At 76.1% G+C, this 26,926-nt stretch carries 23 protein-coding genes; 12 read left to right on the top strand and 11 right to left on the bottom strand.

Going from position 1 to position 26,926, the window contains the following annotated elements; genetic code table 11:
• Positions 1 to 7: 7 nt before the first annotated feature.
• The 4 genes from ACZ407_RS27355 (at position 8) to ACZ407_RS27340 (ending at position 5,879) form a co-directional block, all read left to right on the top strand.
• On the top strand, positions 8 to 1,159 hold the full coding sequence (locus ACZ407_RS27355) for a Gfo/Idh/MocA family protein (protein WP_468132739.1): 1,152 nt from the start codon (positions 8 to 10) through the stop codon (positions 1,157 to 1,159).
• Positions 1,156 to 2,391, top strand: coding sequence for a dihydrodipicolinate synthase family protein (locus ACZ407_RS27350; RefSeq protein WP_468132737.1), 1,236 nt, complete (start codon positions 1,156 to 1,158; stop codon positions 2,389 to 2,391). The genes ACZ407_RS27355 and ACZ407_RS27350 overlap by 4 nt, the downstream gene beginning before the upstream one ends.
• Entirely contained in the window at positions 2,388 to 3,269 is an 882-nt protein-coding gene (locus ACZ407_RS27345) for a sugar phosphate isomerase/epimerase family protein (RefSeq protein WP_468132735.1), read from the top strand. Before ACZ407_RS27350 ends, ACZ407_RS27345 begins: the two co-directional genes overlap by 4 nt.
• Positions 3,270 to 3,431: 162 nt before the next feature.
• Positions 3,432 to 5,879: a polysaccharide lyase 8 family protein gene (locus ACZ407_RS27340; RefSeq protein WP_468132733.1), complete on the top strand. Its 2,448-nt coding sequence runs from the start codon at positions 3,432 to 3,434 to the stop codon at positions 5,877 to 5,879.
• On the opposite strand, the gene ACZ407_RS27335 is transcribed toward ACZ407_RS27340, so the two are convergent.
• Positions 5,848 to 6,870, bottom strand: a complete 1,023-nt coding sequence (locus tag ACZ407_RS27335; RefSeq protein ID WP_468132731.1) for a PfkB family carbohydrate kinase — start codon at positions 6,868 to 6,870, stop codon at positions 5,848 to 5,850. The two genes, ACZ407_RS27340 and ACZ407_RS27335, sit on opposite strands and share 32 nt — an antisense overlap.
• A complete protein-coding gene (locus tag ACZ407_RS27330) occupies positions 6,867 to 7,496 on the bottom strand; it encodes an aldolase (protein ID WP_468132729.1) in 630 nt (209 codons plus the stop codon). The genes ACZ407_RS27335 and ACZ407_RS27330 overlap by 4 nt, the downstream gene beginning before the upstream one ends.
• A 141-nt stretch (positions 7,497 to 7,637) precedes the next feature.
• Here ACZ407_RS27330 and ACZ407_RS27325 point away from each other — a divergent pair, with 141 nt between their 5' ends.
• Complete coding sequence (locus ACZ407_RS27325; RefSeq protein ID WP_468132727.1) at positions 7,638 to 8,429, top strand: IclR family transcriptional regulator; 792 nt, start codon at positions 7,638 to 7,640, stop codon at positions 8,427 to 8,429.
• Positions 8,430 to 8,462: 33 nt separating this feature from the next.
• On the opposite strand, the gene ACZ407_RS27320 is transcribed toward ACZ407_RS27325, so the two are convergent.
• Positions 8,463 to 9,434 (bottom strand): GlxA family transcriptional regulator, encoded by a 972-nt coding sequence (locus ACZ407_RS27320; protein ID WP_468132725.1) that lies wholly within the window; start codon positions 9,432 to 9,434, stop codon positions 8,463 to 8,465.
• Between the two features lie 71 nt (positions 9,435 to 9,505).
• Between ACZ407_RS27320 and ACZ407_RS27315 the strand changes: the two genes are divergently transcribed.
• On the top strand, positions 9,506 to 10,102 hold the full coding sequence (locus ACZ407_RS27315) for a cysteine hydrolase family protein (RefSeq protein WP_468132723.1): 597 nt from the start codon (positions 9,506 to 9,508) through the stop codon (positions 10,100 to 10,102).
• 154 nt (positions 10,103 to 10,256) lie between these two features.
• On the opposite strand, the gene ACZ407_RS27310 is transcribed toward ACZ407_RS27315, so the two are convergent.
• Positions 10,257 to 11,231 (bottom strand): LysR family transcriptional regulator, encoded by a 975-nt coding sequence (locus tag ACZ407_RS27310; RefSeq protein WP_468132721.1) that lies wholly within the window; start codon positions 11,229 to 11,231, stop codon positions 10,257 to 10,259.
• A gap of 72 nt (positions 11,232 to 11,303) precedes the next feature.
• On the opposite strand from ACZ407_RS27310, the gene ACZ407_RS27305 reads away from it, so the two are divergent.
• Positions 11,304 to 12,197 (top strand): dihydrodipicolinate synthase family protein, encoded by an 894-nt coding sequence (locus ACZ407_RS27305; protein WP_468132719.1) that lies wholly within the window; start codon positions 11,304 to 11,306, stop codon positions 12,195 to 12,197.
• 108 nt (positions 12,198 to 12,305) lie between these two features.
• Here the strand turns inward: ACZ407_RS27305 and ACZ407_RS27300 are convergent, their stop codons facing one another.
• Entirely contained in the window at positions 12,306 to 13,052 is a 747-nt protein-coding gene (locus ACZ407_RS27300) for a class I SAM-dependent methyltransferase (RefSeq protein ID WP_468132717.1), read from the bottom strand.
• A 244-nt stretch (positions 13,053 to 13,296) separates the two neighbouring features.
• Complete coding sequence (locus tag ACZ407_RS27295; RefSeq protein WP_468132715.1) at positions 13,297 to 13,776, bottom strand: MarR family winged helix-turn-helix transcriptional regulator; 480 nt, start codon at positions 13,774 to 13,776, stop codon at positions 13,297 to 13,299.
• Positions 13,777 to 13,887: 111 nt separating this feature from the next.
• On the opposite strand from ACZ407_RS27295, the gene ACZ407_RS27290 reads away from it, so the two are divergent.
• Positions 13,888 to 14,301 (top strand): organic hydroperoxide resistance protein, encoded by a 414-nt coding sequence (locus ACZ407_RS27290; protein ID WP_468132713.1) that lies wholly within the window; start codon positions 13,888 to 13,890, stop codon positions 14,299 to 14,301.
• Between the two features lie 70 nt (positions 14,302 to 14,371).
• Here the strand turns inward: ACZ407_RS27290 and ACZ407_RS27285 are convergent, their stop codons facing one another.
• Positions 14,372 to 15,898, bottom strand: coding sequence for an ATP-dependent DNA ligase (locus ACZ407_RS27285; RefSeq protein ID WP_468132711.1), 1,527 nt, complete (start codon positions 15,896 to 15,898; stop codon positions 14,372 to 14,374).
• A 227-nt stretch (positions 15,899 to 16,125) separates the two neighbouring features.
• Between ACZ407_RS27285 and ACZ407_RS27280 the strand changes: the two genes are divergently transcribed.
• Together ACZ407_RS27280 and ACZ407_RS27275 are read left to right on the top strand one after the other, a co-directional pair.
• On the top strand, positions 16,126 to 17,622 hold the full coding sequence (locus ACZ407_RS27280; protein WP_468132709.1) for an MFS transporter: 1,497 nt from the start codon (positions 16,126 to 16,128) through the stop codon (positions 17,620 to 17,622).
• Between the two features lie 4 nt (positions 17,623 to 17,626).
• Positions 17,627 to 18,283, top strand: coding sequence for a DUF6629 family protein (locus ACZ407_RS27275; RefSeq protein ID WP_468132707.1), 657 nt, complete (start codon positions 17,627 to 17,629; stop codon positions 18,281 to 18,283).
• Here the strand turns inward: ACZ407_RS27275 and ACZ407_RS27270 are convergent.
• Positions 18,276 to 18,902 carry a TetR/AcrR family transcriptional regulator gene (locus ACZ407_RS27270; protein WP_468132705.1) on the bottom strand — a complete coding sequence of 209 codons (627 nt, stop codon included), beginning with the start codon at positions 18,900 to 18,902 and terminating at the stop codon, positions 18,276 to 18,278. The two genes, ACZ407_RS27275 and ACZ407_RS27270, sit on opposite strands and share 8 nt — an antisense overlap.
• Before the next feature lie 105 nt (positions 18,903 to 19,007).
• Between ACZ407_RS27270 and ACZ407_RS27265 the strand changes: the two genes are divergently transcribed.
• Positions 19,008 to 19,658 (top strand): NAD(P)-dependent oxidoreductase, encoded by a 651-nt coding sequence (locus ACZ407_RS27265; RefSeq protein WP_468132703.1) that lies wholly within the window; start codon positions 19,008 to 19,010, stop codon positions 19,656 to 19,658.
• A 164-nt stretch (positions 19,659 to 19,822) separates the two neighbouring features.
• On the opposite strand, the gene ACZ407_RS27260 is transcribed toward ACZ407_RS27265, so the two are convergent.
• Positions 19,823 to 21,640: a pentapeptide repeat-containing protein gene (locus ACZ407_RS27260; protein ID WP_468132701.1), complete on the bottom strand. Its 1,818-nt coding sequence runs from the start codon at positions 21,638 to 21,640 to the stop codon at positions 19,823 to 19,825.
• Positions 21,641 to 21,874: 234 nt separating this feature from the next.
• Positions 21,875 to 22,873: a hypothetical protein gene (locus tag ACZ407_RS27255; RefSeq protein ID WP_468132699.1), complete on the bottom strand. Its 999-nt coding sequence runs from the start codon at positions 22,871 to 22,873 to the stop codon at positions 21,875 to 21,877.
• A 210-nt stretch (positions 22,874 to 23,083) separates the two neighbouring features.
• Between ACZ407_RS27255 and ACZ407_RS27250 the strand changes: the two genes are divergently transcribed.
• Positions 23,084 to 24,898 carry a GNAT family N-acetyltransferase gene (locus ACZ407_RS27250; protein ID WP_468132697.1) on the top strand — a complete coding sequence of 605 codons (1,815 nt, stop codon included), beginning with the start codon at positions 23,084 to 23,086 and terminating at the stop codon, positions 24,896 to 24,898.
• On the opposite strand, the gene ACZ407_RS27245 is transcribed toward ACZ407_RS27250, so the two are convergent.
• The gene (locus ACZ407_RS27245) at positions 24,858 to 26,891 is read right to left on the bottom strand and encodes an AMP-binding protein (protein WP_468132695.1); all 2,034 of its coding nucleotides are present in this window, start codon (positions 26,889 to 26,891) and stop codon (positions 24,858 to 24,860) included. The two genes, ACZ407_RS27250 and ACZ407_RS27245, sit on opposite strands and share 41 nt — an antisense overlap.
• Between the last annotated feature and the right edge of the window lie 35 nt (positions 26,892 to 26,926).

Raw genomic sequence — 26,926 nt, 5'->3', positions numbered from 1 at the left:
GGGACCGATGGACCGCAGGACGATCAAGATCGCGATGAACGGTGTGACGGGGCGGATGGGCTATCGGCAGCATCTGGTGCGCTCCGTGCTGGCCCTGCGCGAGCAGGGCGGGCTCGACCTCGGGAACGGGACCGTGCTGTGGCCGGAGCCGGTGCTGGTCGGCAGACGCGAGGCCGCCCTGCGCGAGATCGCCGCCCGGCACGGGATCGAGGCGTACAGCACGGACCTGGACGCGGTGCTCTCCGACCCCGAGGTGGAGCTCTACTTCGACGCGCAGGTCACCGCTGCCCGAGAGGCCGCCCTGCGCAAGGCGCTGGCCGCCGGCAAGCACGTCTACTGCGAGAAGCCGACGGCGACCGGGTTCGGGGCCTCCCTGGAGCTGGCCCGGCTGGCGGCCGCGGCGGGGGTGCGGCACGGGGTGGTCCAGGACAAGCTGTTCCTGCCGGGGCTGCGCAAACTCAGACGGCTCATCGACGGCGGGTTCTTCGGGGAGATCCTGTCGGTGCGCGGGGAGTTCGGGTACTGGGTGTTCGAAGGGGACTGGCAGACCGCGCAGCGCCCGTCGTGGAACTACCGCTCCGAGGACGGCGGCGGCATCGTGGCCGACATGTTCCCGCACTGGGAGTACTTGCTGCACGAGCTGTTCGGCCGGGTGCGCTCGGTCCAGGCCCTGGTCCGCACCCATCTGCCGCAGCGCTGGGACGAGCAGGGCAAGCCGTACGGGGCCACCGCCGAGGACGCCGCGTATGCGGTGTTCGAGCTGGAGGGCGGGGTGGTGGCCCAGATCAACTCCTCCTGGGCGGTGCGGGTCCACCGGGACGAGCTGGTCGAGTTCCAGGTGGACGGCACGCACGGATCGGCCGTGGCGGGGCTGCGCGGCTGCCGGGTGCAGCACCGGTCGGCCACCCCGAAGCCGGTGTGGAATCCGGACCTTCCGGCAGGCGACAGCTTCCGCACGCAGTGGCAGGAGGTCCCCGACAACACGGAGTGGGACAACGGCTTCAAGGTCCAGTGGGAGCTGTTCCTGCGCCATGTGGTGCTGGGCGACCCGTGGCACTGGGACCTCTTGGCCGGGGCCCGGGGCGTGCAGCTGGCCGATCTGGGGCTGCGCTCGGCGGTGGAGGGCCGGCGCCTGGACGTGCCGGAGGTGGCGTGGTGAGCATCCGGCTTCCGGGCCCGGACGGGCGCACGAGGGTGTACCGCCCCGCCACCGATCCCCTCCCGCCCGTGCGGTACGCACCGGCCCGCAGCCGGGTGCTGTACGCGGCCGCGCACGTGGTCGCAGCTCCGCTCGCGGCGGGGGCAGCGGGCCGGGTCCCGGGGGCGGGAGCGGGCAGGGGCTCGGGCGCAGGGGCACGTGCCGGTACGGAATCGGGCGCGGGCACCGGATCGGACGCACCCGTGGACTGGGAGGCCACGCTCGCCTTCCGCCGCCATCTGTGGGCGCACGGACTGGGCGTGGCCGAGGCCATGGACACGGCGCAGCGCGGCATGGGCCTGGAGTGGCCCGCGGCGGCCGAGCTGATCCGGCGGTCGGCGGCCGAGGCGAGGGCGGTGGGCGGGCGGATCGTCTGCGGGGCGGGCACGGACCAGCTGGCCCCCGGACCGCACACCCTCGACGAGATCACCGCCGCGTACGAGGAGCAGCTGGCCTGGGTCGAGGAGTGCGGGGCGGTTGCGGTCCTGATGGCCTCGCGGGCGCTGGTGGCGGCGGCCCGCGGGCCGGAGGACTACCTCCGGGTGTACGGCGGGCTGCTCCGGCAGAGCGCGCGGCCGGTGCTGCTGCACTGGCTGGGGCCGATGTTCGATCCGGCGCTGGCGGGCTACTGGGGGCGGTCCGGCACGGACGAGGCCGCGGAGGTGTTCCTCGCGCTGGTGGCGGAGCACCCGGGAAAGGTGGCGGGGGTGAAGGTCTCCCTGCTGGATCCGGCCCGGGAGCGGGACATACGCCGGCGCCTCCCGCCCGGGGTGCGCTGCTTCACCGGCGACGACCACCACTATCCGGAGCTGATCGAAGGCGACGGACGGCATGCCAGCGATGCCCTGCTGGGCGTGTTCGATCCGCTGGCCCCGCTGGCGGCGCGGGCGGCGGCCGCCCTGGACGCGCAGGACCCGGACGGGTTCCGGGGGCTGCTGGATCCGACGGTGCGCCTGGCGCGCCACCTGTTCGCCGAGCCGGCGAGGTTCTACAAGACGGGGGTGGTGCTCCTGGCCTGGCTGGCGGGCCATCAGGACCATTTCACGATGGTCGGGGGCCTCCAGACCGCTCGGACCCTGCCGCACCTGGCGACGGCGTACGAGCAGGCCGACCGGCTGGGTCTGTTCCCCGATCCGGAGCTCGCCGAGGAGCGGATGCGCTCGCTGCTGCACGGGCAGGGGGTGGCGGTATGAGCGGAGCACCGGCGCGGCTGAGCCTCAATCAGGAGACGGTCCGGCAGTGGTCGGTGCCGGAGCTGGTGGCGGGCTGTGCCGCCGCCGGGGTGCGGACCGTGGGGCTGTGGCGGGAACCGGTGCGGGCCCACGGGGTGCGCAGGACGGCGGAGCTGCTGGAGCGGGCGGGGATCTCGGTGAGTTCCCTGTGCCGGGGCGGGTTCTTCACGGACCGGGATCCCGGGCGGTGGCGGGCGGCCCTCGACGACAACCGCCGGGCCGTCGAGGAGGCGGCCGCGCTCGGCACGGACACGCTGGTGCTGGTGTCGGGCGGCATACCGGCCGGGGACCGGGACCTGGCGGGGGCGCGGGAGCGGGTGGGCGAGGCCCTGGGGGTGCTGGCTCCGGTGGCGGCGGCACACGGGGTGCGGCTGGCGGTCGAGCCGCTCCATCCGATGTTCGCCTCGGACCGGTGCGTGGTCTCCACCCTCGGGCAGGCGCTTGACCTGGCCGAGCGGTTCCCTGCGGAGCAGGTGGGCGTGGTGGTGGACGCGTACCACGTGTGGTGGGACCAGGACCTGGTGCGGCAGGTGCACCGGGCGGGGGCGGGCGGACGGCTCCTGTCGGTGCAGGTGGCCGACTGGGTGACCCCCCTGCCGGAAGGGGTGCTGCTGGGGCGGGGGCAGTTGGGGGACGGGGTCATCGACCTGCGCGGTTTCCGGGAGCTCACGGACGCGGCGGGGTACGCGGGGCCCGTGGAGGTGGAGATCTTCAGCCCCGCCCTGTGGGCGCGGCCGGGGGACGAGGTGCTGGAGGAGGTGATCGACCGGTACAGACGGCATGTGGACGCTGCGGAAGGTGCGGGCAGCCAGGACAGCGCGGACAGCGCGGGGATGTAGGGCGCGGGCGGCCGGCAGGCGGGGCCGTGCGAGGAAGGGGGCCGGGGTCGCGAGGGCCGGGAATCGATCGATTCGCTCGGGTCGGTCGCGTCTCTTGAGCGGGTGACGCGTCTGTTGCTAAGAGTTCAGCTGTCTGGATGAGCCCTGGCACGGGAGTCCCTCATGACAGCAGCACCGTGGACCCGGCGCACGTTCCTGCGCACCGCGGCGGGCGGGGTGGCCGTGCCCTTGGCCGCCGGTACGGCTTCGGAGGCGTCGGCGGAGGATCCGTACGGGGCGCTGCGGCGCACCTGGCGAGGGCTGTTGCTGGGCGGGGGGTTCGCGCCGGGGGCGGAGCCGTTCCGGTCGCGACTGGCGGAGCTCGGGGAGACCGCCGGGCGGTGGCGGGCCGCCATGGTTCCGGCAACCGGGTCGCTGTGGCCCGACCTCGGGTACGCCGATCCCGAACCGGACCTGGACTCGGAGTCGTTCGGGTACTCGGACCGCATGCTGCAGAGTTTCGTGCGGCTGCGGACCATGGCCGAGGCATTCGCCCAGCCGGGGACCGGGCTGACCGGGGATGCCGGGCTCGCGTCGGCGGTGGACACCGGCCTCGGGCATCTGCTGGCGCAGGTGTACCACCCGGGGCAGGCGCCGTTCGGCAACTGGTGGTGCTGGCAGATCGGCGCCCCGCAGGCGCTGCTGGACCTGCTCGTGCTGATGGACGAGGAGCTGTCCGAGGGCCGGGTGGCGGCGGCCTGTGCGGCGGTGGACCGGTACGTGCCGGACTCGGCCGTGGGCACGTACGGCGGGAAGAGCACGGGCGCCAACCGGGTGGACCTGTGCCGGGTGCTGGCGCTGCGCGGGGTGGTGGGCGGGGAGGCGGCGAAGCTCGCGCTGGCGCGGGACGCGCTGTCCCCGGTGTTCCCGTACGTGGCCTCGGGGGACGGGCTGTATGCGGACGGGTCGTTCATCCAGCACACCTGGGTGCCGTACACCGGGACGTACGGGTCCGTGCTGCTCGGGGGGATCGGGCTGCTGCTGGCCCTGCTGAAGGGGTCGGCCTGGGAGGTGACCGACCCGCAGGTGCGGACCGTGTTCGGCGCGGTGGAGGGGGCGTGGGCGCCGTTCCTGTTCAACGGACTGGTCATGGACGGGGTTTCGGGGCGGGCGGTCAGCCGGGGACTGGCGGTCGAGGACGTGCGGCAGGTGCAGCAGGACGACCACCGGCGCGGGCATGCGGTGCTGGCGGCCGTACTGCTGCTGGGCGAGGGTGCGGGGGCGGCGGAGCGGGCCCGGTGGCGGGGGCTGGTCAAGGGCTGGGTGGAGCGGGACTACTACGGGCCGCCGCTGTCCGATGCCTCGCTGCCCGTGTCGGCGCTGGCGCGGCTCGCGGAGGTGGCCGCGGACCCCGCGGTGCCCGCGCTGCCGGAACCGGTCGGGCACCGGATCTTCGGGGCGATGGACCGGGTGACGCACCGGCGGCCCGGCTGGGCGGCCTCGGTCAGCATGGCCTCGCAGCGGATCGCGCACTACGAGTGCGGCAACGGCGAGAACCTGCGCGGCTGGCACACCGGAAGCGGAATGCTGTGCTGGTGGGGCGCCGGGTACGGCAACGGCCAGTACTCGGACGCCTTCTGGCCGACCGTCGACCCGTACCGGCTGCCGGGCACCACGGCCTCCCGCAAGCCGCTCGCGGACGCGGCGGGCGGCGAGTGGGGGGCCTCACGGCCGGACGTGACCTGGGTGGGGGGTTCCACGGACGGGGAGTTCGCCTCGGTGGGCCAGCACCTCAAGGGGCTGTCGAGCACCCTGGTGGCCAAGAAGTCCTGGTTCTTCCTGGCCGACTCGGTGGTGTGCCTGGGGGCGGGCATCCGCTGCACGGACGGCGCCGCGGTGGCCTCGGTGGTGGACAACCGGAACCTGGGCGCCGCGGGCGGGCACACGCTGACCGTGGGCGGGGTGCCGCAGCCCTCCGCGCTGCCCTGGTCGGCCGCCTTCGGCGCGCCCGGGTGGGCGCACATCGGGGGGTTCGGGGGGTACGTACTCGGGGCCGCCGCGGGCGGGAGCGTGTTCCGGGCCCTGCGCGAGCAGCGCACGGGCCGCTGGTCGGACATCAACCGGGGCGGCACCGCGACCGAGCTCAGCCGCCGCTATCTGACCCTCTGGTACGACCACGGCACCGATCCCGTGGCCGCCGGGTACGCGTACCAGATGATGCCGGGAGCGGGCGTCGCGCAGACGGCGGCGCGGGCCGCGGACCCGGGGTGGGCGGCGGTGCTCGCCAACACCGAGGCGCAGCAGGGTGTCCGGGTCGGCTCGCTCGGCTTCATGGGGGTCAACTTCTGGCTGGCGGGCCGGGTCGGGCCCCTGGAGGCGGACGGGCCGTGCTCGGTGACGGTCCGCGAGCGGCCGGACGGGACCGCGGAGGTGTGCGTCTCGGATCCCATGCGGATGCGGACGGCCCTGACCGTGGTCTGGCACCGCCCGGTGGCCGCGGTGCTCTCCCGCCCGGCCACCGTGGTCGAGGCCGCGGCGGGCAGTGTGCTCCGCGTGCGGTTCGGAGACCTGACCGGGACCGCGGGCGCCACCCAGCGGGTCAGGGTGCGGCTGCCGGCGGCGGCCCGGTAGGGCGCCTGCTCGCGGTCGCCTCCCGGTGGGCCGCGGTGAGGGCGGCCGTTTCGGCGAAGGCCGGGATCCGTCCGGTGCCCCCGCGGCCGGACACCGACAGCGAGGCCGCGGACAGGGCGTGGGCCACGGCCTCTTCGAGGGGGTCGCCCAGGGCGAGGCGGGCGGTGGCGGTGCCCGTGAAGCAGTCGCCGGCGCCGGTGGCGTCCACCGGGTGCGGGTTGACGGGCACGGGCAGGTGCACGGGTCCGGCGCCGCTGTCGAGCAGCAGCCGGCCGGCGCCCGCCGTGACGGCCACCGATCGGGCGCCGAGGGCGCGGGCCCGGGCCGCGGCGGCCGCCGGATCCGCGGTGTCCAGCAGGGCCCGGGCGTCGGCCGGGCAGGAGAGCTTCAGCAGTCCGGCCAGCGGTGCCAGCTGCGCCAGCAGTTCCCGGGCGGCGGACCGGCCGGTGAGCCGGGCGCGGAAGTTGGCGTCGTAGGTGAGGTGGCCGCCGGCGGTGTGCACGATGCGGGCGGCGGCCGCCACGGCGGCCCGGCTCTCCGCGGAGAGGGCGCCGGTGATCCCGCTGGTGATCAGGGCTCCGGCGGAGGCCAGCAGGGGGCGCCAGGATTCGATGTGGGCCGGGGAGAGGGTGGAGCCGGCGCTGCGGGAGCGCCAGTAGACGAACTCCCGGTCGCCTTCGGTGTCCGCGGCCAGCAGGTAGGCGCCGTTGGGCCGGGGGGCGGTCCGGATCCGGGTGACGTCGATGCCGAGGTCCGCCGCGCGGTCCAGCAGGGGCCGGCTCAGCTCGTCCTCGCCGACCACCGCGAGCAGGGCGGTGCGCGCGCCCGCGGCCGCCGCGGCGGCGGCGGAGTTCAGGGCGTCCCCGGAGAAGGCGATCCTGGCCTCGGTGCCGGCCCGGGCGGCACGCAGCGGGGCCTCGGTGTGGATCTCGACGAGGACCTCGCCGAGCACCAGGACGTCGTACCGCTCCCCCGCCGTCCCGCCGTTCACGGGCCCTCCCCGCAGCAGGCGCAGGGCCGGGCCACGGCGGCGAAGGCCGCGGCCAGCGCGGCGTGGTCGGCGGGCAGGCCGGAGCCGATGCCGACGGCGTCGGCGCCCGCGTCGAGCCAGGCGGCCGCGTCGGCGGGGCGGATGCCGCCGGTGGGCACGAGCAGGGACGGGGGCAGCACCGCCCGCAGCGAGCGGAGGTAGTCGGGGCCGACGGCGTGGGCGGGGAAGACCTTGGCGGCGCCGTGCCGGGCGGCGGCCGCGATCTCGCCCGGGGTGAAGCCCCCTTCGAGGAAGGCGGCCGAGCGGCGTTCGGCGACCGCGCGGACTTCCGGTGCGGGGAACGGCGAGACGAGGAAGGCGGCGCCCGCGTCCAGGGCCGTTTCCGCCTGTGCGGCCGTGGTCACGGTGCCCACCCCGACGACCGCGCCCGGGCCGCCCGGGCCGCCGAGACCGGCGGCCTCGGCCACCGCCCCGGCCCAGCCGGGGGTGGAGGTGGTCAGCTCCACGGCCCGGGCCCCGGCCGCGAGCAGGGCCGCGGTGCGGGCCACGGCTTCTTCGGGGACGGCGCTGCGCAGTACGGGCAGCAGGCGTTGCGCGGCGATCACCGCGAACGGATGACAGGACATGGGTCCCCTCCCCCTCCAGTCCATCTTGTTCCACGTAGTAGAACTCAGTACCGTGTAACGGAACTTCTGCCAGGGACTCTACACAAGGACGGGACGGGACACCGGGTGACTGCGGATCAGGACACGGGCACAGCGGCACCGGTGCCGGCACCGGCTCCCGGGGAACGGACGGCCCCGCGCGGCGGCCGCACCTCGGCCGCCGGCACCGCACTGGAGAAGTCGATGCGCATCCTGGAGGCGGTGGCGGCGCCCGGCGGACCGCACCGGCTCACCGACATCGCGCGCGCCGCGGACGTGCCCAAGTCGAGCACGCACCGGATCCTGGCCGCGCTCGCCGGGCAGGGTTACGTACGGGCCGCCGACGAGGTGCGGTACACGGCGGGCCCGCGGCTGCGCACCCTCGCGGCGGAGGTCGCGGCGGGCGAGCCCGCCGGCATCGGCCAGGTGCTGGGCCGGCTCCAGCAGGCCACCGGGCAGACCGTGCACCTGGCCCTGCACAGCGGGGAGACGGTCACCTACATCCGCAAGCTGGAGGACCACGCCCGGCCCTTCCGCACCGCCTCCCGCACCGGCATGCGGATGCCCCTGCACACGACGGCCATCGGCAAGAGCGTCCTCGCCGCGCTGCCCGCCGCCGAGGCGGACGCCCTGCTGGCGGCCACGGGCCTGCCCGGCCGCACGCCGGCCTCGCTCACCACCCGGGCGGCCCTGTCCGCCGACCTGGAGGCCGTACGGGAGCGGGGCTACGCCCTGGACGACGAGGAGAACGAGCCGGGCATCCGCTGCATCGGGGCGGCCGTGGTGGACGGGTCCGGGCGGCCGGTGGGCGGGGTCAGCGTCACCACCGTGACCTTCCTGGTGCCGCGCGAGGAGATCGAGTCGTACGTCCCGGCCCTGCGGGAGGCGGCGGCCTCGCTGGGCCCGCTGCTCTGAACGGACGCGCCCGCAGGCCGTTCCCGGACCCCCTCAGGCGGTCCGGCCGCGGAAGGCGGTGCGGTACTCGCGCGGGGACACCCCGACCCGCCGGGTGAACGGCGGGCGGAGGGAGACCGCCGAGGCGAAGCCGCAGCGGACCGCGATCTCGTCCACGGGCAGGCCGGTCTCCTCCAGCAGCTGCTGCGCGGCCAGGATCCGCTGGTCGAGGAGCCAGCGCAGCGGGGTGGTGCCGGTGGCCTCGGCGAACCGGCGCGCGAAGGAACGTTCCGACATGTGGGCCAGCGCGCCCATGGTCCGGACCGTCCAGGGCCGGGCCAGGTCGGCGAGGACCTGCTGGCGGGCCTCGGCCAGCGGGTCCTGGCCGGCTTCCGCCTCGGGCACCGGAGAGGGGATGAACTGGGCCTGGCCGCCCGCCCGGAAGGGGGCGGTGACCATGGCCCGGGCGATCGCCGCCGCGGTCTGCTGGCCGTGCGCGGAGCGGACCAGGTGGAGGCACAGGTCGATGCCGGCGGCCACCCCCGCCGAGCTCCAGATGCCCCCGTCGCCGGTGAACAGCACCTCGGGCCGGACCTCGGCGGCCGGGTGCCGGCGGGCCAGCTCCCCGGTGAGCGCCCAGTGGGTGGTGACGGCCCGTCCGTCGAGCAGGCCGGCCTCCCCGAGCACGAACGCCCCGGCGCACAGCGAGGCGAGCGGGATGCCCCGCGCGTGCACGGCCCGCAGGACGTCCAGGACGGCGGGCGGGGAGGCGGCGCCCGGGTCCGTGATGCCGGGGATCATGACCAGGTCGCAGTCGAGCAGGGCCTCCAGCGGGTGGTCCGGGGTCCGCTCCAGCCCGCCCCCGAGCCGGGCCGGACCCCCTTCGGGCCCGCAGACCCGCAGGTCGAAGCGGGGTCCGTGGCCCGCCGCCCGCTCGGCCCAGACCTCTCCGATCACCGCGTAGTCGAAGGCGCGTACGCCGTCGAAGACGAGGCAGCCGACGGACGTGAACTCCGGAATACCCATGGCGGGAATGTATCGATCGGCGGCGGCCTCGACGATCACGGCCCCCGGCGGCCGCGTCCGAGGATGAGGGCATGACGAACACGAGCGCATTCGACGCCCCTCTGACCATCGATTCCGACTCCGTCCTCATCGTGGTGGACGTGCAGCAGGGCTTTGACGACAGCGAGTTCTGGGGGGTGCGCGACAACCCGGACGCCGAGAAGCACATCGCGGCGATCGCCACCGCCTGGCAGGAGACCGGACGGCCGGTGGTCGTCGTCCGGCACGTCACGGAGTCCGGACCGTTCGAGCCGGGGACCCCCGGCTACGAGCTGAAGCCGGAGGTGGCCGGGATCCGGGCGGACCTCCAGATCACCAAGACGGTCAACAGCGCCTTCTACGGCACCCCCGACCTGCACGCCTGGCTCCAGGAGCGCGGCGCCCGCCAGGTGGTGGTCATCGGCATCATGACGAACGTCTGCAACGAGAGCACGGCGCGCATGGCCGGCAACCTCGGCTACGACACGGTGTTCCCGATCGACGCCATGCACACCTTCGGCCTGAAGGGGCCGGACGGGGTCACGGTGCCCGCGGAGGAGCTGGCGCGGGGGACCGCCGCGGTCCTGCACCACATGCGGTTCGCGAAGGTGGTCACCACGGAGGCGGTGCTCGCCGCGGTCGGCGCCTGAGCAGCGGCGCCCGGGCAGCGCCGAGCCACCGGCGTCCGACGCGGGCGGCCCACACCGCCTCACCCCGCCCCGCCTCACCCCGCCTCGGGCACCCCGCCCCGGGCATCCCGCCCCGGGCATCCCGGTACGGCACGGGAGCCGCGTACCGCGTCCGTCAGTCCGCGGGCGGCGCGGCGGCGGGCCGCAGCAGCCCGGCGGCCAGGCCGGCGGGCACGGCATCGCGCAGGGCCGCGGTGACCGCGGAGACCGCGGGATGGGCCGCGGCCCCGCTGCGGAAGGCGATCTGGGTCCGGCGCTGCATCGGCAGCCGGTCCAGGCGGACGGCGGGTCCGGGGTCCACCACCCCGAGCTGCGGTACGACCGCCACCCCCTGCCCGGCCGCCACCATGGCCAGCACGGTCGCGAACTCGTCGATCTGGTGGCGGACCCGGGGGGTGAACCCGGCGGCCTGGCAGGCCCGTACGGCCATGGTGTGGCAGAGGGTGCCGGGGGTGGCGGTGATCCAGGGGGCCTCGCGCCAGCGCGCGAGGTCCGCGGGGTCGGCCCCGGGGCCGGCGGGCACCGGGCGCGGTCCGCCGGCGGGGGGCCGGGGGGCGGGGCCCGGCGAGGCCAGGTACATGGCCTCGGTGAACAGGTCGAGCGTGGTCACTCCGGTTTCGGCCGGGAAGGGCACGAAGTCGTACTCGTGGACCAGGGCCACGTCCAGGTCCCCGGCCCGCAGGGCGTGGGCCACGGCGGCCGGATCGGTCTCCGAGACCATCGGCTCCAGTCCCGGGTGGCGGGCGGCCAGGGCCGTCAGGGCGGCCGGGACGATGGCCCGGGTGGCGGTGGGGAAGGCGCCGATCCGCAGGGGTCCGGCCAGGCCGTGCCGGGCTCCGGCGAGTTCCGCGGCGGCCTGTTCGAGCCGTTCCAGCACGGCGTCGGCGTGCCGGACGAGGTTCTCGCCGGCCGGGGTGAGGCGCACCCGGCGGCCGGTCCGCTCCAGGAGCGGGAGCCCGGCTTCCCGTTCCAGGGCGCTGAGTTGCTGGGACACCGCCGAGGGGGTGAAGGCCAGGGCTTCGGCCACGGCGGCGATGGTGCCGCGTACGGCGAGTTCGCGCAGCAGGCGCAGGCGTCGGACATCGAGCATCAGCTCAGCTTACGTTTGAGAACAGAAATGCGAACTGGACCTGAGCGTTCTGCCGCGGCCACCCTCGTCAGCATGACTTCCGAGACCGCCCTGCACGGGATCCACGTACCGCTCATCACCCCCTTCACCGCGGCCGGCGACGTCGCGTACGAGGCGCTGGAGGCGCTGGCCCACGAGGCCCTCGACGGGGGTGCGGCCGGGATCGTCGCCCTCGGCACCACCGCCGAGTCGGCCACGCTGGACGCGGCCGAGCGGGACGCGGTGGTGGACGTGTGCGCGCGGGTGTGCCGCGAGCGCGGCGCCGGGCTGCTGATCGGGGCGGGCGGCAGCGACACGCGCGCGAGCGAGGCGGCCCTCGCCCGGCTGGCCCGGTGGCCCGGGGCGGGGGGCGCGCTGGTGATCGTGCCCTCCTTCACGCGGCCCTCACCCGAAGGAGTGATCGCGCACTTCACGCGGCTCGCGGCGGCGAGCCCGGTGCCGCTGGTCGTCTACCACATCCCGTACCGCACGGGGCTGCCGCTCGACGCCGCCACGCTGCGCACGATCGGCGAGCTGCCGGGGGTGGCGGGGGTCAAGTACGCGGCGGGCCTGGACGACCAGGCGGTCCGGCTGCTGGGCGACCTCCCGGCCGGGTTCGCCGTGCTGGCCGGGGACGACGTGTTCCTGTCCCCGCTGCTGGCGCTCGGCGCGGCGGGCGGCATCCTGGCCTCGGCGCACCTGGCCACCGCCCGGTTCGCCGAACTGGCCGCCGCCTGGCGGGCGGGCGAGGCCGGCCGGGCCCGCGAGCTCGGGCACGCCCTGGCCCGGCTTTCGGCCGCCGCCTTCGCCGAGCCCAACCCCACCGTGATCAAGGGCGTCCTGCACGCGCAGGGCCGCATCCCGACCGCCGACGTCCGCCTCCCGCTCCTGCCGGCCCGCCGGGAGTCCGTGGACGCGGCCCTCAAGCAGTTGGCCGAACTGGGCTGACCCGTACGGGCCGGCGGCGCGCCCGGGGGCCGCGGCGGGCGCCGCCGCGGGCCTCGCGGGCGATGCCGGCCGGCCGCTGTTGCCGCAGGGCGCGCCGGGCGTGGCCGCTCAGGCGTCCGCGCCCGGTGCGGGGCGGCGGAAGAGGGCCGTCCACAGGAAGGGTTCGCCGAAGCGCGGGGAGTCCGCGGGTTCGTCGGCCATGCGGCGGAGTTCGACCACCTCGTAGTCGGAGAAGATCCGGCGCAGCGATGCGTCGGTGTAGGCCAGGCCGCCGTGCAGGGCGGACTGCCGGTAGAAGTCCGCGTCGGAGAGTTCGGAGCCCATGCCGCCGGCGGCGAAGCAGGTGAGTGCGAAGTACCCGCCCGGGGCGAGGACCCGGTCGAGCAGGTCGAGGTAGCCGATCCGCCGGTGCGGGGGCAGGTGGTGGAAGCAGCCCGAGTCGTACACGAGGTCGTAGGGGCCGGTCAGTTCGGTCCGGGTGAGGGCGAACGCGTCCCCGCAGTGGAACCGGACTCCGGCCCCCGTCTCCCGGGCGCGGTCGCGGGCCCAGGCGAGGGCGGCCGGGGAGAGGTCCACGGCGTCCACGTCGAAGCCGGCGGCGTCCAGGTGCAGGGCGTTGCGGCCGGGGCCGCAGCCCAGGTCGAGGGCGCGGCCCGGGGTGAGCAGGCCGCTGTCGAGGTGGCCGGTGAGGTTTTCGTCGGGCTTGGCCACGAAGAACGGCACGTCCCGGTCGCGGTCCGCGTAGAAGGCGTCCCACCACGGGGCGGCGCCTTCGGTCCAGCGGTCCGCCTCGGCCGCGAACAGCCCGTCGAGCAGCTCCATCACGTCTTCGACCGAGCGTATGGTGCGGTCCATCAACTCCCCCTTCGCCAGGGGTTGAACGCTACGGTGCCACGCGCTGGAAGCCCAGCTCAGCGGGCTGGTACGGGAGTTGCAGGAAGGCCGCGGGCGGGCTCTGGACGCGCCGGTGGGCCACCGGCCGGGGGCACCCTCACCGCCCGGGGCGGACGGGCGTGCACGGCCCCGCGGAAGCCCGCCCCGGGGGCGTTCCGGGCCGCGCCGGGCCCGGTTTTTCGACGGTGTCCGCGCGGCGGGGCGCTCAGGCGCCCTCGGTGGCCGCTGCCGCGTCCAGGGCCTCGGTGAGGCGGTCGAGGCGGGACCGGAGGTCGAGGATCTCGTCGAGGCCGAAGCCGGTGGCGGTGGCGATCCGCCGGGGCACCTGGGCGGCGCGCTCGCGCAGTGCGGTCCCGGCGGCGGTGGGCGAGATGTGCACGGAGCGCTCGTCCTCGGCGCTGCGTTCGCGGTGGACGAGCCCGGCCGCCTCCAGCCGCTTGAGCAGCGGGGAGAGGGTCCCCGAGTCGAGCCGCAGGCTGCGGCCCAGCTCCTTGACCGGAACGGTGCCCTGCTCCCAGAGGACCAGCATCACGAGGTACTGGGGGTAGGTGAGGCCGAGGTCCTTGAGGAGGATCCGGTAGAGGCCCCCGAAGGCGCGCGAGGCGGCGTTCAGGGAGAAGCAGATCTGGCCGTCCAGGCGCAGGAAGTCCTGGTCGGCGACGGTCTCCAGGGAGCGTTCGGTCATGGGTCCAGGCTACCTCGGGAGTGATTGAGTTGTGCACAACTTAATTGTGTGCTTCATTTGTGGGGTGGCACCGAGAGGGCCGCGCCAGCCAACCGCGAGAGGACGCCTCCCATGGACGCTCTGTACACCGCCGTCGCCACCGCCAACGGCCGCGAGGGCCGCGCCGTCAGCTCCGACGGCCAGATCGACCTGCCCCTGGCGATGCCCCCGGCCCTCGGCGGCAGCGGTCAGGGCACCAACCCGGAGCAGCTCTTCGCCGCCGGGTACGCGGCCTGCTTCGCCAGCGCCCTGGGCCTGGTCGGCCGCCAGGAGCGGGTGGACACCAGCGACGTCTCCGTGACGGCGGAGGCCTCCATCGGCAAGGACACCGACGGCGGCTTCGGGCTGGCCGTGACCCTGCGCGTGGAGCTGCCCGAGGCGCTGCACGGCGAGACCGGCGAGCTGCTGGTCAAGAAGGCCCACCAGGTCTGCCCGTACTCCAAGGCCACCCGCGGCAACATCCCGGTCGAGCTCGTCGTCGAGTAGTCGGACCGGCGCGCGGGCCCCACGGTCAGGGCCCGGCGCTCAGGACGGGCCCGGCGCTCAGGGCCAGGACTCAGGCGGAGGCCAGCACCGTTTCCACGGTGTCGGCCTCCGCCGCCGTCTTGTCCGGCCGGTGGCGCAGCACCCGCGCGAAGCGCAGCGTGACCCCGGCGGGGTAGCGCGGGGAGCGCTGGAGTCCGTCGTAGGCGATCTCCACGACGAGTTCCGGGCGCACCCGCACCGTGAACCCGTCGTCGGAGACGGCCAGCGCGGTCAGCCGCTCGGTCTGCTCCCGCAGCATGGCGTCGGTGAGTCCCTTGAAGGTCTTGCCGAGCATCACGAAGCCGCCGTCCGCGGCGCGCGCACCCAGGTGCAGGTTGGACAGGAAACCGGTGCGCCGGCCGTGCCCCCACTCGGCGGCCAGGATCACCAGGTCGAGCGTGTGCACCGGTTTGACCTTGAGCCACATGCGCCCTCGGCGCCCCGCCGAGTAGGCCGAGTCCAGCGCCTTGACGACGACTCCCTCATGGCCTCGGTCGAGGGCAGCCCGCCAGAACTCCTCGGCCTCCCCCGCGCCGGCGGCCGGGTCGGCCACCTCCAGGCGGCGCACCCGCGCCTCCGCCGGGACCAGCCGGTCCAGGGCCGCGTGCCGCTCCCGCAGCGGCCGGTCCAGCAGCTCCCGGCCGTCCGCCGCCAGGACGTCGAAGAAGGCCGGGCTCAGCGGCAGTGCGGCGTGCGCCGCGGCCACGTCCACCCGCGAGCCCACCCGGCTCGCCACCTCCTGGAAGGGCACCGGCCGGCCGGCCGCACCGAGCGCGATGACCTCCCCGTCCAGGATGAAGTCACCGCCCGGCAGGCCCTGAGCGAGGGCCGTGACCTCGGGCAGCCGCCCGGTGATCTCCTCCAGGGAGCGGGTGTACACGCGGACCGCGTCCGCGGTGCGGTGCACCTGCACCCGGATGCCGTCGAGCTTCTCCTCCACGCTGCACGGGCCGAGCGCCGCCAGCGCCTCGGCCACCGACTTCGCGGTGTGCGCCAGCATCGGCTGCACCGGGTGTCCCACGGTCACCGTGAACGCCGCCAGTGCCCCCGGTCCCTCGGCGAGCACCGCGCGGGCCACCGGGGGCAGGGCCCCGGCGTGCATGACCGCCCGGCGCAGCTCGGGCGCCGGCACTCCGGCGGCCGCGGCCACCCCCTCCAGGGCGAGGGCCGCCAGGGCGCCCTGGCGCACCTCGCCGGAGATCAGCCGCACGAGGAAGTCCTGCTCGGGTGCGGTCGCCCGGCCCAGCAGTCCGGCGAGCAGCGCCCGGCGCGCGGCCTGCGCGCCCGGGCCGGAGACGGCCGCGAGTTCCGTCAGCGCCGCGTCGGCGGCCGCCACCGTCAGTACGGGCTCGGGCGCGGGCGGCACCGGCTCGCTCAGCAGCCGCCACCCCACTCCGATCCGGCCCTGCGGCGGCTTCCCCGCGAGGTAGGCGATGACGAGGTCCACCTCCTCCGGGGGCGCGGCGGCGAAGAGGCCCGCGAGCAGGGCGGTCTTGGCGGACCGGGCGGAGGCTCCGGCCACCTCCCGGGACACGCGTGCGACCTCGGCCAGCAGCATGGCGCCATCCTCCCCCCGGGCGCCGGGGGCCGCACCCGGCGGGGCTGCCGCACCGGGCGGGCGGACGGGGCGTACGGGCCCGGGCGGAGGCGGCGTACGGGCCGGCGGGAGGGTTCCGTGCGGGCCGGGCGGAGCTGCCGTAGCGGCCGTCGCGGTTGGCCGGTCTCCGACCGCGTACGGCGGGCGGCGGGCTGGCCGTGCGGCCGGGTTGCGGGCAGCCTGAAGCCATGGAATCCGCACGGGTGCCGGCGGCGCAGGGCCGGCGGGCGGAGCCGGCCGGCGGGGTCCGGCTCGGCACCGCCCAGGGCAGGTGGGTGCTGTTCACCACGGTGCTCGGTTCGAGCATGGCCCTGCTCGACTCGACCGTGGTCAACGTGGCCCTGCCCCGGATCGGCCGGGACCTCGGGGCCACGATGGCCACGCTCCAGTGGACGGTCAACGCGTACATGCTCACGCTCGCCGGGCTGATCCTGGTGGGCGGGGCGCTGGGCGACCGCTTCGGGCGGCGGCGGGTGTTCGTGCTCGGCGTGGCCTGGTTCGGGGCAGGTTCGCTGCTGTGCGGGCTGGCGCCGAACGCCGGGGTGCTGATCGCCGCCCGGGCCCTGCAGGGCGTCGGGGGTGCGCTGCTGACCCCCGGCTCCCTGGCCCTGATCCAGTCCTCGCTGGCACCGGAGGACCGGGCGCGGGCGGTGGGGCTGTGGTCGGGGCTGGGCGGGGTGGGGGCCGCGGTGGGGCCGTTCCTCGGCGGCTGGCTGGTGGACGGGCCGGGCTGGAGGTGGGTGTTCCTGCTGAACGTCCCGCTCGCCGCGCTCTGCATACCCGTCGCACTGCGGCACGTACCGGAGTCGCGTGATCCGCAGGCGCACGGCCGGTTCGACATCGCCGGTGCGGCCCTGGGCGCGGCGGCCCTGGCGCTGGTCACGTACGCGCTGATCGAGGCCGGCTCCCCCGCCGGGTACGCCACGGCGGCGGCCGGGGTGCTGCTGGCGGGCGGGTTCGTGGTGCTGGAGCGCAGGCGGCGGGATCCGATGGTGCCGCCGGACGTGTTCGCGTCGCGGACGTTCACGGCCGTCAACCTGGTGACCCTGTGCGTGTACGCGGCCTTCGGCGGGTTCTTCTTCCTCGCCGTGCTCCAGCTCCAGGTGGTGGCCGGCTGGTCGGCGCTGGGCGCGGGTGCGGCGCTGCTGCCGACGACCGCGCTGATGCTGCTGCTGTCGGCGCGGGCGGGTGAGCTCGGGGAGCGCATCGGGCCGCGCATCCCGCTGACCGCGGGGCCGCTGCTGTGCGCAGCGGGGATGCTGCTGATGGTGCGGGCGGGGCCGGGGGCCTCGTATCCGCGGGACGTGCTGCCCGCGCTGCTCGTGCTGGGGCTGGGCATGACCGCGCTGGTGGCCCCGCTGACCGCGACGGTGCTGTCCTCGGTGCCGACCGCGCGGGCGGGGCTGGCGAGCGGCATCAACAACGCGGCGGCGCGGGCGGCCGGGCTGCTCGCGGTGGCGGCGCTGCCGCTGCTGGCCGGCATGGGCCCGGAGGCGTACCGGTCGGCGGAGGAGTTCGGCCGCGCCTTCCGGACCGCCATGTACTGGTGTGCCGGGCTGCTGGTGCTGGGCGCCGTGCTGGCCTGGACGACCGTGCGCACCCCGCGGGCGGACGCGGGCTGCCATCCGCAGTGCCACACCTACTGCACGGTGGCGGCGCCGCCGCTCGAACCGCCTCCGGAGTGAGGCCATGTGCTGGAGCGCCACGGCGGACCTGGCCGCCGGGACCGGGATCGCCCTCGCCGGCGCGGTCTGCACGGCGCGGACGCTGAGGGCGGGCCGGATCCGGGAACTGCCGCTGGCCGCCCTGCCGCTGCTGCTGGGCGCCCACCAGCTGGTGGAGGCGGCCGTCTGGCGGGCCGGCGGGGGCACCGGCCCGGCGACGACGGCCTGGGCGGTGATCGCGTTCCCACTGGCGGCGGTGTGGGTGCCGTTCGGGGTGCTGCTCGCCGCTCCCCCGGGCCGCCGGCGCCGGCTGGGGGTGCCGTGCCTGGCGGGGCTGGTGGTCGCGGCCTTCCTCGCCTGGCGGATGGCGGTGCGGCCGGTGTCGGCGCAGGTGCGGGGGCACACGGTCGGCTACGCGCTGGAGGTGCCGTACGCCCCGCTGGTGATCGCCGGGTACCTGTGCGCCACGGTCGGCTCCCTGCTGCTGGCCGCGGACCGCCGGCTGCGGGTGCTGGGGGGTGTGGTGGCGGCCGGGGCGGTGCTCTGCGCGGTCCTGTGGCGGCTGGAGTTCGTCTCCACGTGGTGTGCGTTCGCGGCCGCGGCCTCGCTGCTGCTGGTGGGCTGGTCCGGGCGGTCCGCCGCCCCGGCCCCGGGGCGGTCCGGCCCCCGGGTCCTCAGCTGAGCGCGGCGTACGTCGTACGGGCGAGCGCCGGGGCGAACTCCGCCACGGGGCGGACCGCTTCCGGGCCCGAGAAGTGCAGGAAGAACGCGCGCTGGAAGCAGGCGCCGAGGAGCATGGCCGCCGCGGCGTACGGGTCGCAGTCGGCCCGGATGCGGCCGCTGTCGCGTTCCCGCAGGAGGTTGCGGACCAGTGCGTCGAGCACGGTGTGCGGCCCCGTGCCGATCTGCCGGATGCCTTCCCGGTGCCGGTTCAGGAGCTCCGGCTCGGCGAAGAGGGAGCCGGCCATGGGCATCGCGTCGGCGTAGAACAGGGCGGCGTGGCGGGCGATCTCGGTGAGGGACTCCTCGACGCCGGCGGCCCCGGGAGCGGCGCCGGGCGCGGGCGGGGCCGCGTCGAGCGCCCGCATCAGGGGCCCGGCGTTGGGCGAGCGCTCGGTGAGGACCCGTACGAACAGCTCCTCCTTGTTCGCGAAGTGCTTGTAGAGCGCGGCCTCGGAGCAGCCGGCCTCGCGGGCGATGGCCTTGGTCGTCGCGTGGGCGAGGCCGATGCTGCGCATCAGCTTCTCGGCGGCGTCGAGGAGGCGCTCGGGAGTGGGGCGGCTTGACGCGGGGGTGGGCATTCGCTCACCCTAGCGGCAGGCCCGGGTGAGTGAATACTCACCCACCCTTGCCCTCACCCCTCTTGGCCTCTGCGCGTCCTGCTCTGCGGTACGGAAGGAATCCCCATGAAGCTCACGGTCTTCGGAGCCACCGGTGGCGTGGGCCGCCTCGTCGTCCGCCAGGCGCTCGACGCGGGGCACGAGGTGACCGCGGTGGTCCGCGACCCGGCCCGGCTGCCGGTGGCCGCCCACCCGCTGCTGCGGGTGGCCACGGTGCCCGCCCTGACCGACCCGGCCCCGCTCGTCCCGGTGCTGGCCGGACGCGACGCGGTGATCTCCGCCCTGGGCGCGCCGGGCAACAAGCAGGCCAAGGCCGCCCCGGTGTGCGCGCCCGCGCTGACGGCGGTGGTGGCGGCGATGGCGCAGACGGAGGTGCGCAGGCTCGCGGCGGTGAGCGCGGCTCCGGTGGGGCCGGTCGCCGACGGGGACGGCATCCTGACCCGGGCCCTCGTCTTCCCGCTGCTGCGCCGGCTGCTGCGGGACCTGTACGCGGACCTGGCGGCGATGGAGCGGGTGATCGCGGGGAGCGGGACGGACTGGACGGTCGTACGGCCGCCGATGCTGCTGGACCGGCCGCACACGGGGCGGTACCGGCAGGCCGTCGACGCGAACGTGCCGGGCGGCCGGACCATCGCGCGTGCGGACGTCGCGGACGCCCTCCTGCGCAGCATCGCCGACCCGGCAACGGCGGGACACGCCTTGGGCATCGCCGCCTGAGCCGCCCCCCACGCACCCCGCACGCACTCCGGCGCCGGCCTGCGGGCCCCGACGCCGGACCCGGAACCGACCCAACGGCTTGGCACGCGGCCGGGGGCTGGGCCGGGGATCCGGTGCCGGGGATCCGGTGCCGGGGGTTCGGCGGCCGGTGGGGGCGGAGGCGGTCAGCCGGTGGGTGGGAGGTCCGGGGGGATGCCGATTGCGTCGGTGAAGTCCGTGCCGCCCAGGTCCACCCCGCCGAGGTCGGCGCCGGTGAGGTCCGCGCCGCGCAGGCTGGCTCCGGTGAGGTTCGCCCCCGAGAGGTTCGCCGCCCGCAGCCGGGCCCCCGCCAGGTTCGCCCCGGAGAGGTTGGCCCCCTGGAGCGAGGCGTTGCCCAGCAGGGCGCCGGAGAGGTCCGCCTGCCGCAGGCTCGCCCCCGTCAGCAGGGCGGTGGAGAGGTCCGCGGCGCGCAGCCGGGCCTCGCTCAGGTCGGCGCCGGACAGGTTCGCCCCGTTCAGCTTCGCCTCGGCGAGGTCCACGGGCCGTTCGGCGCCCTGACCGCCGTCCGCCGCCCCGGTGGCGCCGATCTTCGGCGCGTCCCGCTTCGGCTTGTCGCCCTCGGCGGCGACGATGCCCGCGCCCTGGTCCACGCCGAGGTCGGCGCCCTGGAGCACCGCGCCGGTCAGCCGGGCGCCGGCCAGGGAGGCGCTGGAGAGGTTCGCCGCGGTCAGGACCGCCCGGTCCAGCCGGGCCCCGACGAGGCGGGCGTCCCACAGGTTGGCGGCGGTCAGGTCGGCCCGCCTGAGGTCGGCGCCGGTGAGGTCCGCGTCGCGGAGGTTCGCGGCCGCCAGGTGCGCTCCGGCCAGGTGGGCGTGGTCCGCCTTGACCCTGTTCAGGGCCGCGCCGTCGAGGAGGGCCGAGTTCAGCGCGGCGCCGCTGAGCGTCGCGTCCGACAGTTCGGTGTTCTGCAGGTCGGTGTGGATCAGGATCGCGTCGGTGAGGACCGCGTACCGCAGATCGGCGCCGCCGAGCCGGCTGTCGCTCAGCCGCGCCCCCGTCAGATCGGCGCCGGTGCCGGCGCCCGATCCGGTGATGCCCGGGGCGGACTGCCGGTCGCGCGGGCCGAGGTAGGCCCCGGTGAGGACCACGTCGGTCAGGCGCGCTCCGGTCAGGTCGGCGCCGCCCAGGTCGGCGCTCCCCAGCTCGACCTTGTACAGCTCGGCGTCCGAGAGGTCCGCCCCGGACAGGACCGCCCCGGACAGGTCCACCTGCCGCAGGTCCGCCCGACGCAGGTCCAGTCCGGCCGCCCGGGCATGGGCCAGGTCCACTCCCATGAGCTGCGCCTTCTGCAGGTCGGCCCCGCTCAGGTCGGCGTACGGGAAGGAGAGCGGGTGCGAGACCGGTACGTCCGGGCCCTCCTCCGAGTCGGCGGTGCGGGAGCTGAGGACGAGGCCGCGGAGGAAGGCGTCGTGCCAGTTGACCTTCGCCTCGCCGTCGTCCCCGGGGTCCCGGCCCGCGAGCACTTCGATCACGGCCGCCACGTGCTCGTCGGGGAGCGGCGGGGGGTCGGTCTTGCCCAGCTCCTCGGGGGCGCCCTTGGGCCTCTCCGCCTCGTCGCGCAGGTAGGCCGACAGCACGGAGATCACCCGCGGCTGGTCCTCCGGGGAGTCGTGCATGATGCGCTGGAGGGCGTAGATGCCGCCGAGCTGACGGTGCGGGGACTCCGCGGCCAGGTCCTCCATCGCGTCCCCGAACCGGGTCGCGATCTGCTCCTCGTCCTGGATGTCCAGGCCGGACCGGTCCTGCATGAGCGAGAGGCCGCTGAACACGAGGGCCAGCAGGGTGCCGAGGCCGGTCAGGACCGCCGCCGCGGTGACCCACCCGTGCCTGCGCTCGGCGGCGGCCGCACTGCGCTGGCCCGAGGGGGTGTGCAGCTTGCGCCATCGCCGTACGGCCCGCCGGTGGACGAACCACCGCCAGGGCCGCGGCCGCCTGTCGGTCACCCTTCCATGACACCCCCGCGGCCCCGCAGCCGCAGCCGCAGCCGGAACGGGACCGGCGGACCCGCGCGCCGCCGCCGTCGGCGCGGGCCCGGGGGCCGGGGACCGGGTCCGGGAGGCCGACGACCGACCCCCGCAGCCAGCGCCACCGGGCGGGTCCGGACGGCCGACGGGACGGGCCCCGCAGCCGGGGCAGGCCCCCACAGCCGGGCCCGGCCCCCGGCCCGACCGGGCCGCTCAGCCGGCCCAGGGCGCCATCGGGTACCAGATGAGGTCGCGCCGGGCCAGCATCCGCACGTCCCAGTAGAGGATCATGAACACGCCCGCGGCGACGAAGGCCGCGGCCATCAGCGCGGAGGTCCGGCTCGGCCGGGCCGTGAGCCAGCGGCCGAGGCGCTCGCCGAACAGCCCGGCCACCAGCAGGAAGAGCAGGGAGACGATCACGATGTTGCCGACGGCCTGGAGCCCGAAGGCCACCGCCCCGTAGAGCGGGTTGTGGCTCTCGGCGGCGTCCCGGAAGAGCTGCCGGAACAGGCCGTAGGGGCGCCCCAGCTGGAAGGCCCCGACCAGGGCGCCCATGAACACCATGGGGGCGTTGGGGAAGCGCTCCGTGAGCCCGGCCAGCGGATCCCGGGTCACCCCGGCGGCCGCCAGTCCGAGGTACGTCATGACCAGCCCGAGCACCCCGTAGACGACCATCGCCTGGATCATGCGCCCGGAGAAGCCGGAACCCGCCCCGCCCGAGGACTGCTCGAACTGCGGCATGCCGGTACCGGCCAGCGCGGCCACCATTCCGTACAGCGCGGAGACGGACACCGCCCCGACGGCCAGCCAGCCCAGCGGCCGGACCAGCCGGGCGAGCCGGCCGCGCCGGGTCTGCACCTGGCCGGCCAGCGGGGCGATGGCGCTGAAGACCGCGATGTTGCACGCGGTGAACGTGCCGGCGACACCGGTGGCGAGCGCGAAGGCGATGCCCGCGAGGGCGCCCGTGAGGGGGGCGTCCTTGGCGGGGTGGCCGAGCAGGGCCCCTGCCACGTTCCCGCCGATGGTCTTGTCCACGAACTCCGCCGACCAGACGACGGTGAGCGCGAAGCCGAACAGCGCAGCGGCGATCAGGACCGGCGTCCTGCGGCGCGGCGCGTGCCCGTTGAAGAGGAACGAAGCGGTACGGGAACTCCGGGGCAGGTCGGTGCGGGTCCGCGCAGTCGCTGCGGGGCCGCCGGCAAGCTGGGTCATGGGGTCCTCTCGCTGAAGCGTTCGCAAGTGATCGATGCATTCGAAGCGTCGGGGCGACACGTTAGGAGCGGCGGCCCGCCCGGCGGCATTGCGCGCCCCCAACAGAGCACGATGGAAGAAGAGTTCGGGAACCTTTTCCGGCTTCACGCCATGACCTGCTGCTTTCCGGCCACCCCCGGGCGCCGGCGGCCCAGCCCGTAGCCTGGCGGGATGGACGACAGGGTGCGGACGATGCGGATCCGGGCGGCCCGGGAGCCGGAGGCGGCGGCGCTCACGGAGCTGGTGCTCCGGTCGAAGGCGCACTGGGGCTACGACGCGGCCTTCATGGCGGCCTGCGCAGAGGAACTCCGCGTCCACGCCGCGGACATCGCCGAGGGCCGGGTCTTCGTCGCCGAGGACCGGCGCGGCGTGCTCGGTGTGGCCGCACTCGGTCCGGACGGCCCGCCCGACGCCGAGCTCGACCTGCTGTTCGTGGAGCCGAAGGCGATCGGCTCCGGGGTCGGGCGGCGGCTGTACGGGTTCATGGTGGGGCTCGCCCGGGAGCGGGGCCACGCCCGGATGCACATCGCGGCCGACCCGCACGCGGCGCACTTCTACCGGGCCATGGGCGCCCGGCCCCGCGGCACCACCGCCTCGGGCTCCCTCCCGGGTCGCGAACTCCCCCGCTTCGAGGTGGAACTGCACCCGACCCCGGCATGGGTGACGGCCTGGAGCCGCGGCGGACGGGCGGTGCACCTCGGCAACGTCGCCGAGTACAACCTCCAGTTCGCGGACCCCTCGCTGGACGGCCGCCCGGACGCCGCACACCACTACTCCTGCCTCGCCGCATTCCACACCCCGCACCCGGCCGCCCTCGTCGTACCGCTTCCGGTGCCCGACGGATGGCTCGGGCTGCTGTCCCGGCAGCTCGACTGGGACGAGGTCGAGCTGTACGACGGCCTGGCCGAGCAGGAGCCCAGCCTCTCCGAGGCGGTACGGGCACGGCCGGCCCTCGCGGAGCGGCTGGCCGGACTGGGGTTGCCGCTGGTGCCGTGGGGCCGCAGCCCGCAGTTCGCCCGGCTCACCGGCCATGCCCTGCCGGCAGGCGCACTGCGCCACGAGTCGAAGGCGGCCTCCCACGCCCTGTTCCGGCGGATCGCGGCGGCGGGCGGGCAGCCGGGGATCGCCGTGCCCCGGCAGTGGCCGGTGCGCGGCCGGTGGGCGGCGGGGCGGCTGCTGACCCGGCGGGCCCGCGCCGAGGCCGCGACCGTGCTCAAATCCGAGCACGGGGTGGGCGGTTCCGGCACCGTCGCGGTCACCCCGGAGGAGCTCCGGGCGCCGGGCGGCCTCCGGGCGGTCCTGCGCTCCCTGCCGCGCGGCCCGCTGCTCGCCGAGGAGTACGTGGCCGGTGCCGGGCCCTGCCGCGACCTCACGTACGACGGGTTCGTGACCGGGGACGGCCGGGCGCACCGGGTCGGCACCGCGGTCATGGAGGTGGCGGGGACGGGCTACCGGGGCGCCACCGTCGGGCCGGGCCTGGTCCCCGCCGCGCTGGACGCCGCGGCCTGCGCCTTCGGGGACGCGGTGGGGCGGGAGCTGGCGGCCGCCGGCCACCGCGGCTGGTTCGACGTGGACTTCGTGGCGGGAGCGGACGGCCGGCTCGCGCCCACCGAGGCCAACCTGCGGCTGACCGGCCCCTCGGTGGCGTTCATGGTGCAGGCCCGGCTGGACGAGGTGCGCGGCGGCCGCCACCACGTACGGGTCGTCGACCGGCTGGAGCTGGGCGCCCGGCTCCCGGAGGCCCAGCTCGCCGGCCACCTGGCGCTCCTCGCGCGCAGCTGCGCCGAGGTGGGCGCGGTCTTCCTGCCGGCGATCCCCACGGCGGCGTACGAGCCCGCCCCCTGGCTGGGGGTGGTCCTGGCCGCGACCGATCCCGGGGCACTGGCCGCGGCCGAGGCCCGGGTCCGGTCCGCATGCAGCTCGCTGGGCGGGCTGTTCGGGGAGGTCACTCGTCGAAGCCGAGCGGGTCGGCCGGCTTCCGCGTGACGTACACGGCCACCACGGCGGCCGCGATCATGAGGGGGATGTTGAAGACGTAGACCAGGGCCGCCTGGCGCGGCCAGTCGTTCTTGGCGGCCAGCCGGTAGAGGTTGTCCTGCGGCCACCAGGACACCATGAGCCAGACGAGCGCGAGGTGCGCGGCAGTGGTGATCGCCTTGGGGCGGCCGGACCGGCGCATCCACGTGCGGCCGGCCGCGAGGAACACCAGGCCGGCGCCGAAGGACAGGCACTCGGCGATGTAGAGGCCGGTGAACAGCAGGGACCAGGGCGCGGGCACCCCGGTCAGGTCGGTGGACCCGGGCCAGAACAGCCCGGTGAGCACCAGGGCGAGGAGGGCCAGGAGGGCGGAGCAGCAGGCGACCTCCGGCGCAGCGCTCTTGGCGGGGTCCGGCGCCCGGCCGGCGGCCTTGCCGCCGGAGGCGCCGTACTTCCCGCTGCGCGCCCGGGTCGCGGCCGGGCGCGCGGGCAGCGGGAGGGCGCTGCGGTCCTCCTGCCCGGACCGGCTGCGCGGCAGTGCCCGGACGGGGACCACCACCCCCGGCCGGTCTGTCGCGGGCACGCTGCCCGCCAAGTGGCGGCCCAGGGCGGTCGGCCCGGGGAGTTCCGCGCCGGGCACCCCGCGGGCGGGGACGACGTAGGCCACGAGCTTGTTGGCGGCGGCGACTTCGGGGACCCGGGTGATGACGGCCGCGGCGATCTTGGGGTGGCTGCGCACGAGGGCCTCGGTGCGGTAGGTGTCGGCGGTGGCGCTGCCGCGCGGGACGCGGTCGCGGATCCGGCCGGCGTACTCCAGGAGTCCGTCCTCGCGCAGCCGGCCCAGGTCTCCGGTGGCCTCGGCGGGGGCTCCGGGAGGGGCCAGCAGGATCTCCCCCACCCCGTGCTCGTCGGGATCGCGCACTTCGGCCCGGTAGCCGGGGTGCGGGATGCCGAGCAGGGAGACCAGGCCGGGGCTGGGCTCCGGTCCGGCGAGCTGGTGCGTCTCGAACCAGGTGCCGGCGCCGGCGCTCTCCGCGGTGCCGTAGGCGTTGACCAGGCGCACTCCGGGGTTCAGCCGGCGCAGGTGTTCCGTGTGCTCGTCCAGGTAGAGGCGTGCGCCGGAGAGGACGACGAGGCGGACCGGCCATTCGTCCGGCAGGGGAAGGCCCTTCCCCGCGGCGGGTGCGGCGGCTGCGGCGGCGTCCTTCGGGGGGTGTCCGGGCCCGCCGAGCAGCCGGGCGAGCCCGCCCGGGTCGGTGAAGACCGCCGTGACGCCCTCGCTGCCGATCAGCTCGGCCGGACCGTGCTCGCGGTGGGCGTCGGGGCCGGGGAGGACCAGGGCGCCGCCGGTGGTGAGGGCCCGCGGCCAGCCGGCCGCGAAGGCGGCGGTGTCGCGCGGGGCGGTGACGAGGTGGCGGTCGGCCGGGGTGAGCCGGCCGGTGCGGGCCCAGGCGGCGGCAGCGGCGGCGAGCGCGTCGGCGCGTACGGGGGCGGCGCGCGGCCGGTCGGTGAAGACGAGGGCGGCGGTGCCGGCCTCCGGGACGCCGAGGGGTCCGGTGGGGAGGGCGGCCACCGTGTCGGCCTCGCGGTCGGGGTTGATCAGGCGCAGCCGCCTGCCGTCGTCGAGCCGGGCGAAGACGGCCGAGTCGCCGAGCACGCCGAACACCTCGTGCAGGGCGAGCTGTTGGCGTCCGATGCGGGGCACCTCGCCGAGGACGGCGTAGGTTCCGCCGGCCTTGAGCACCGCGAGGATGCCCGTCATCAGCTCCTCGCCGGGGAGGGCCACGGCCACGACCTCGCCCTCGCGCAGTCCTTCGGCCCGCAGATGCCTGGCCAACCGGTCTGATCGGTCGTCGAGTTGGGCGTACGACAGGGAACGGCCCTCGCAGCGGACGGCGGGGGCTTCGGGTGTCTTGCGGGCCCATGCCCCGAACCGGGCGGTGACCGTGGTGAGTTCGTCGGAGCGCGGGCCGGGCGGGTCGGCTGCGGGGTCCTTCGTCATTCCCCGATGATGCCAGCGCCTCACGGCCCGGCGTC

This window comes from Streptomyces sp. NPDC030809 (assembly GCF_055572195.1).
The sequence above is the reverse complement of the archived record's forward strand: the minus strand, read 5'-3'. Positions and strand labels throughout refer to the sequence as shown.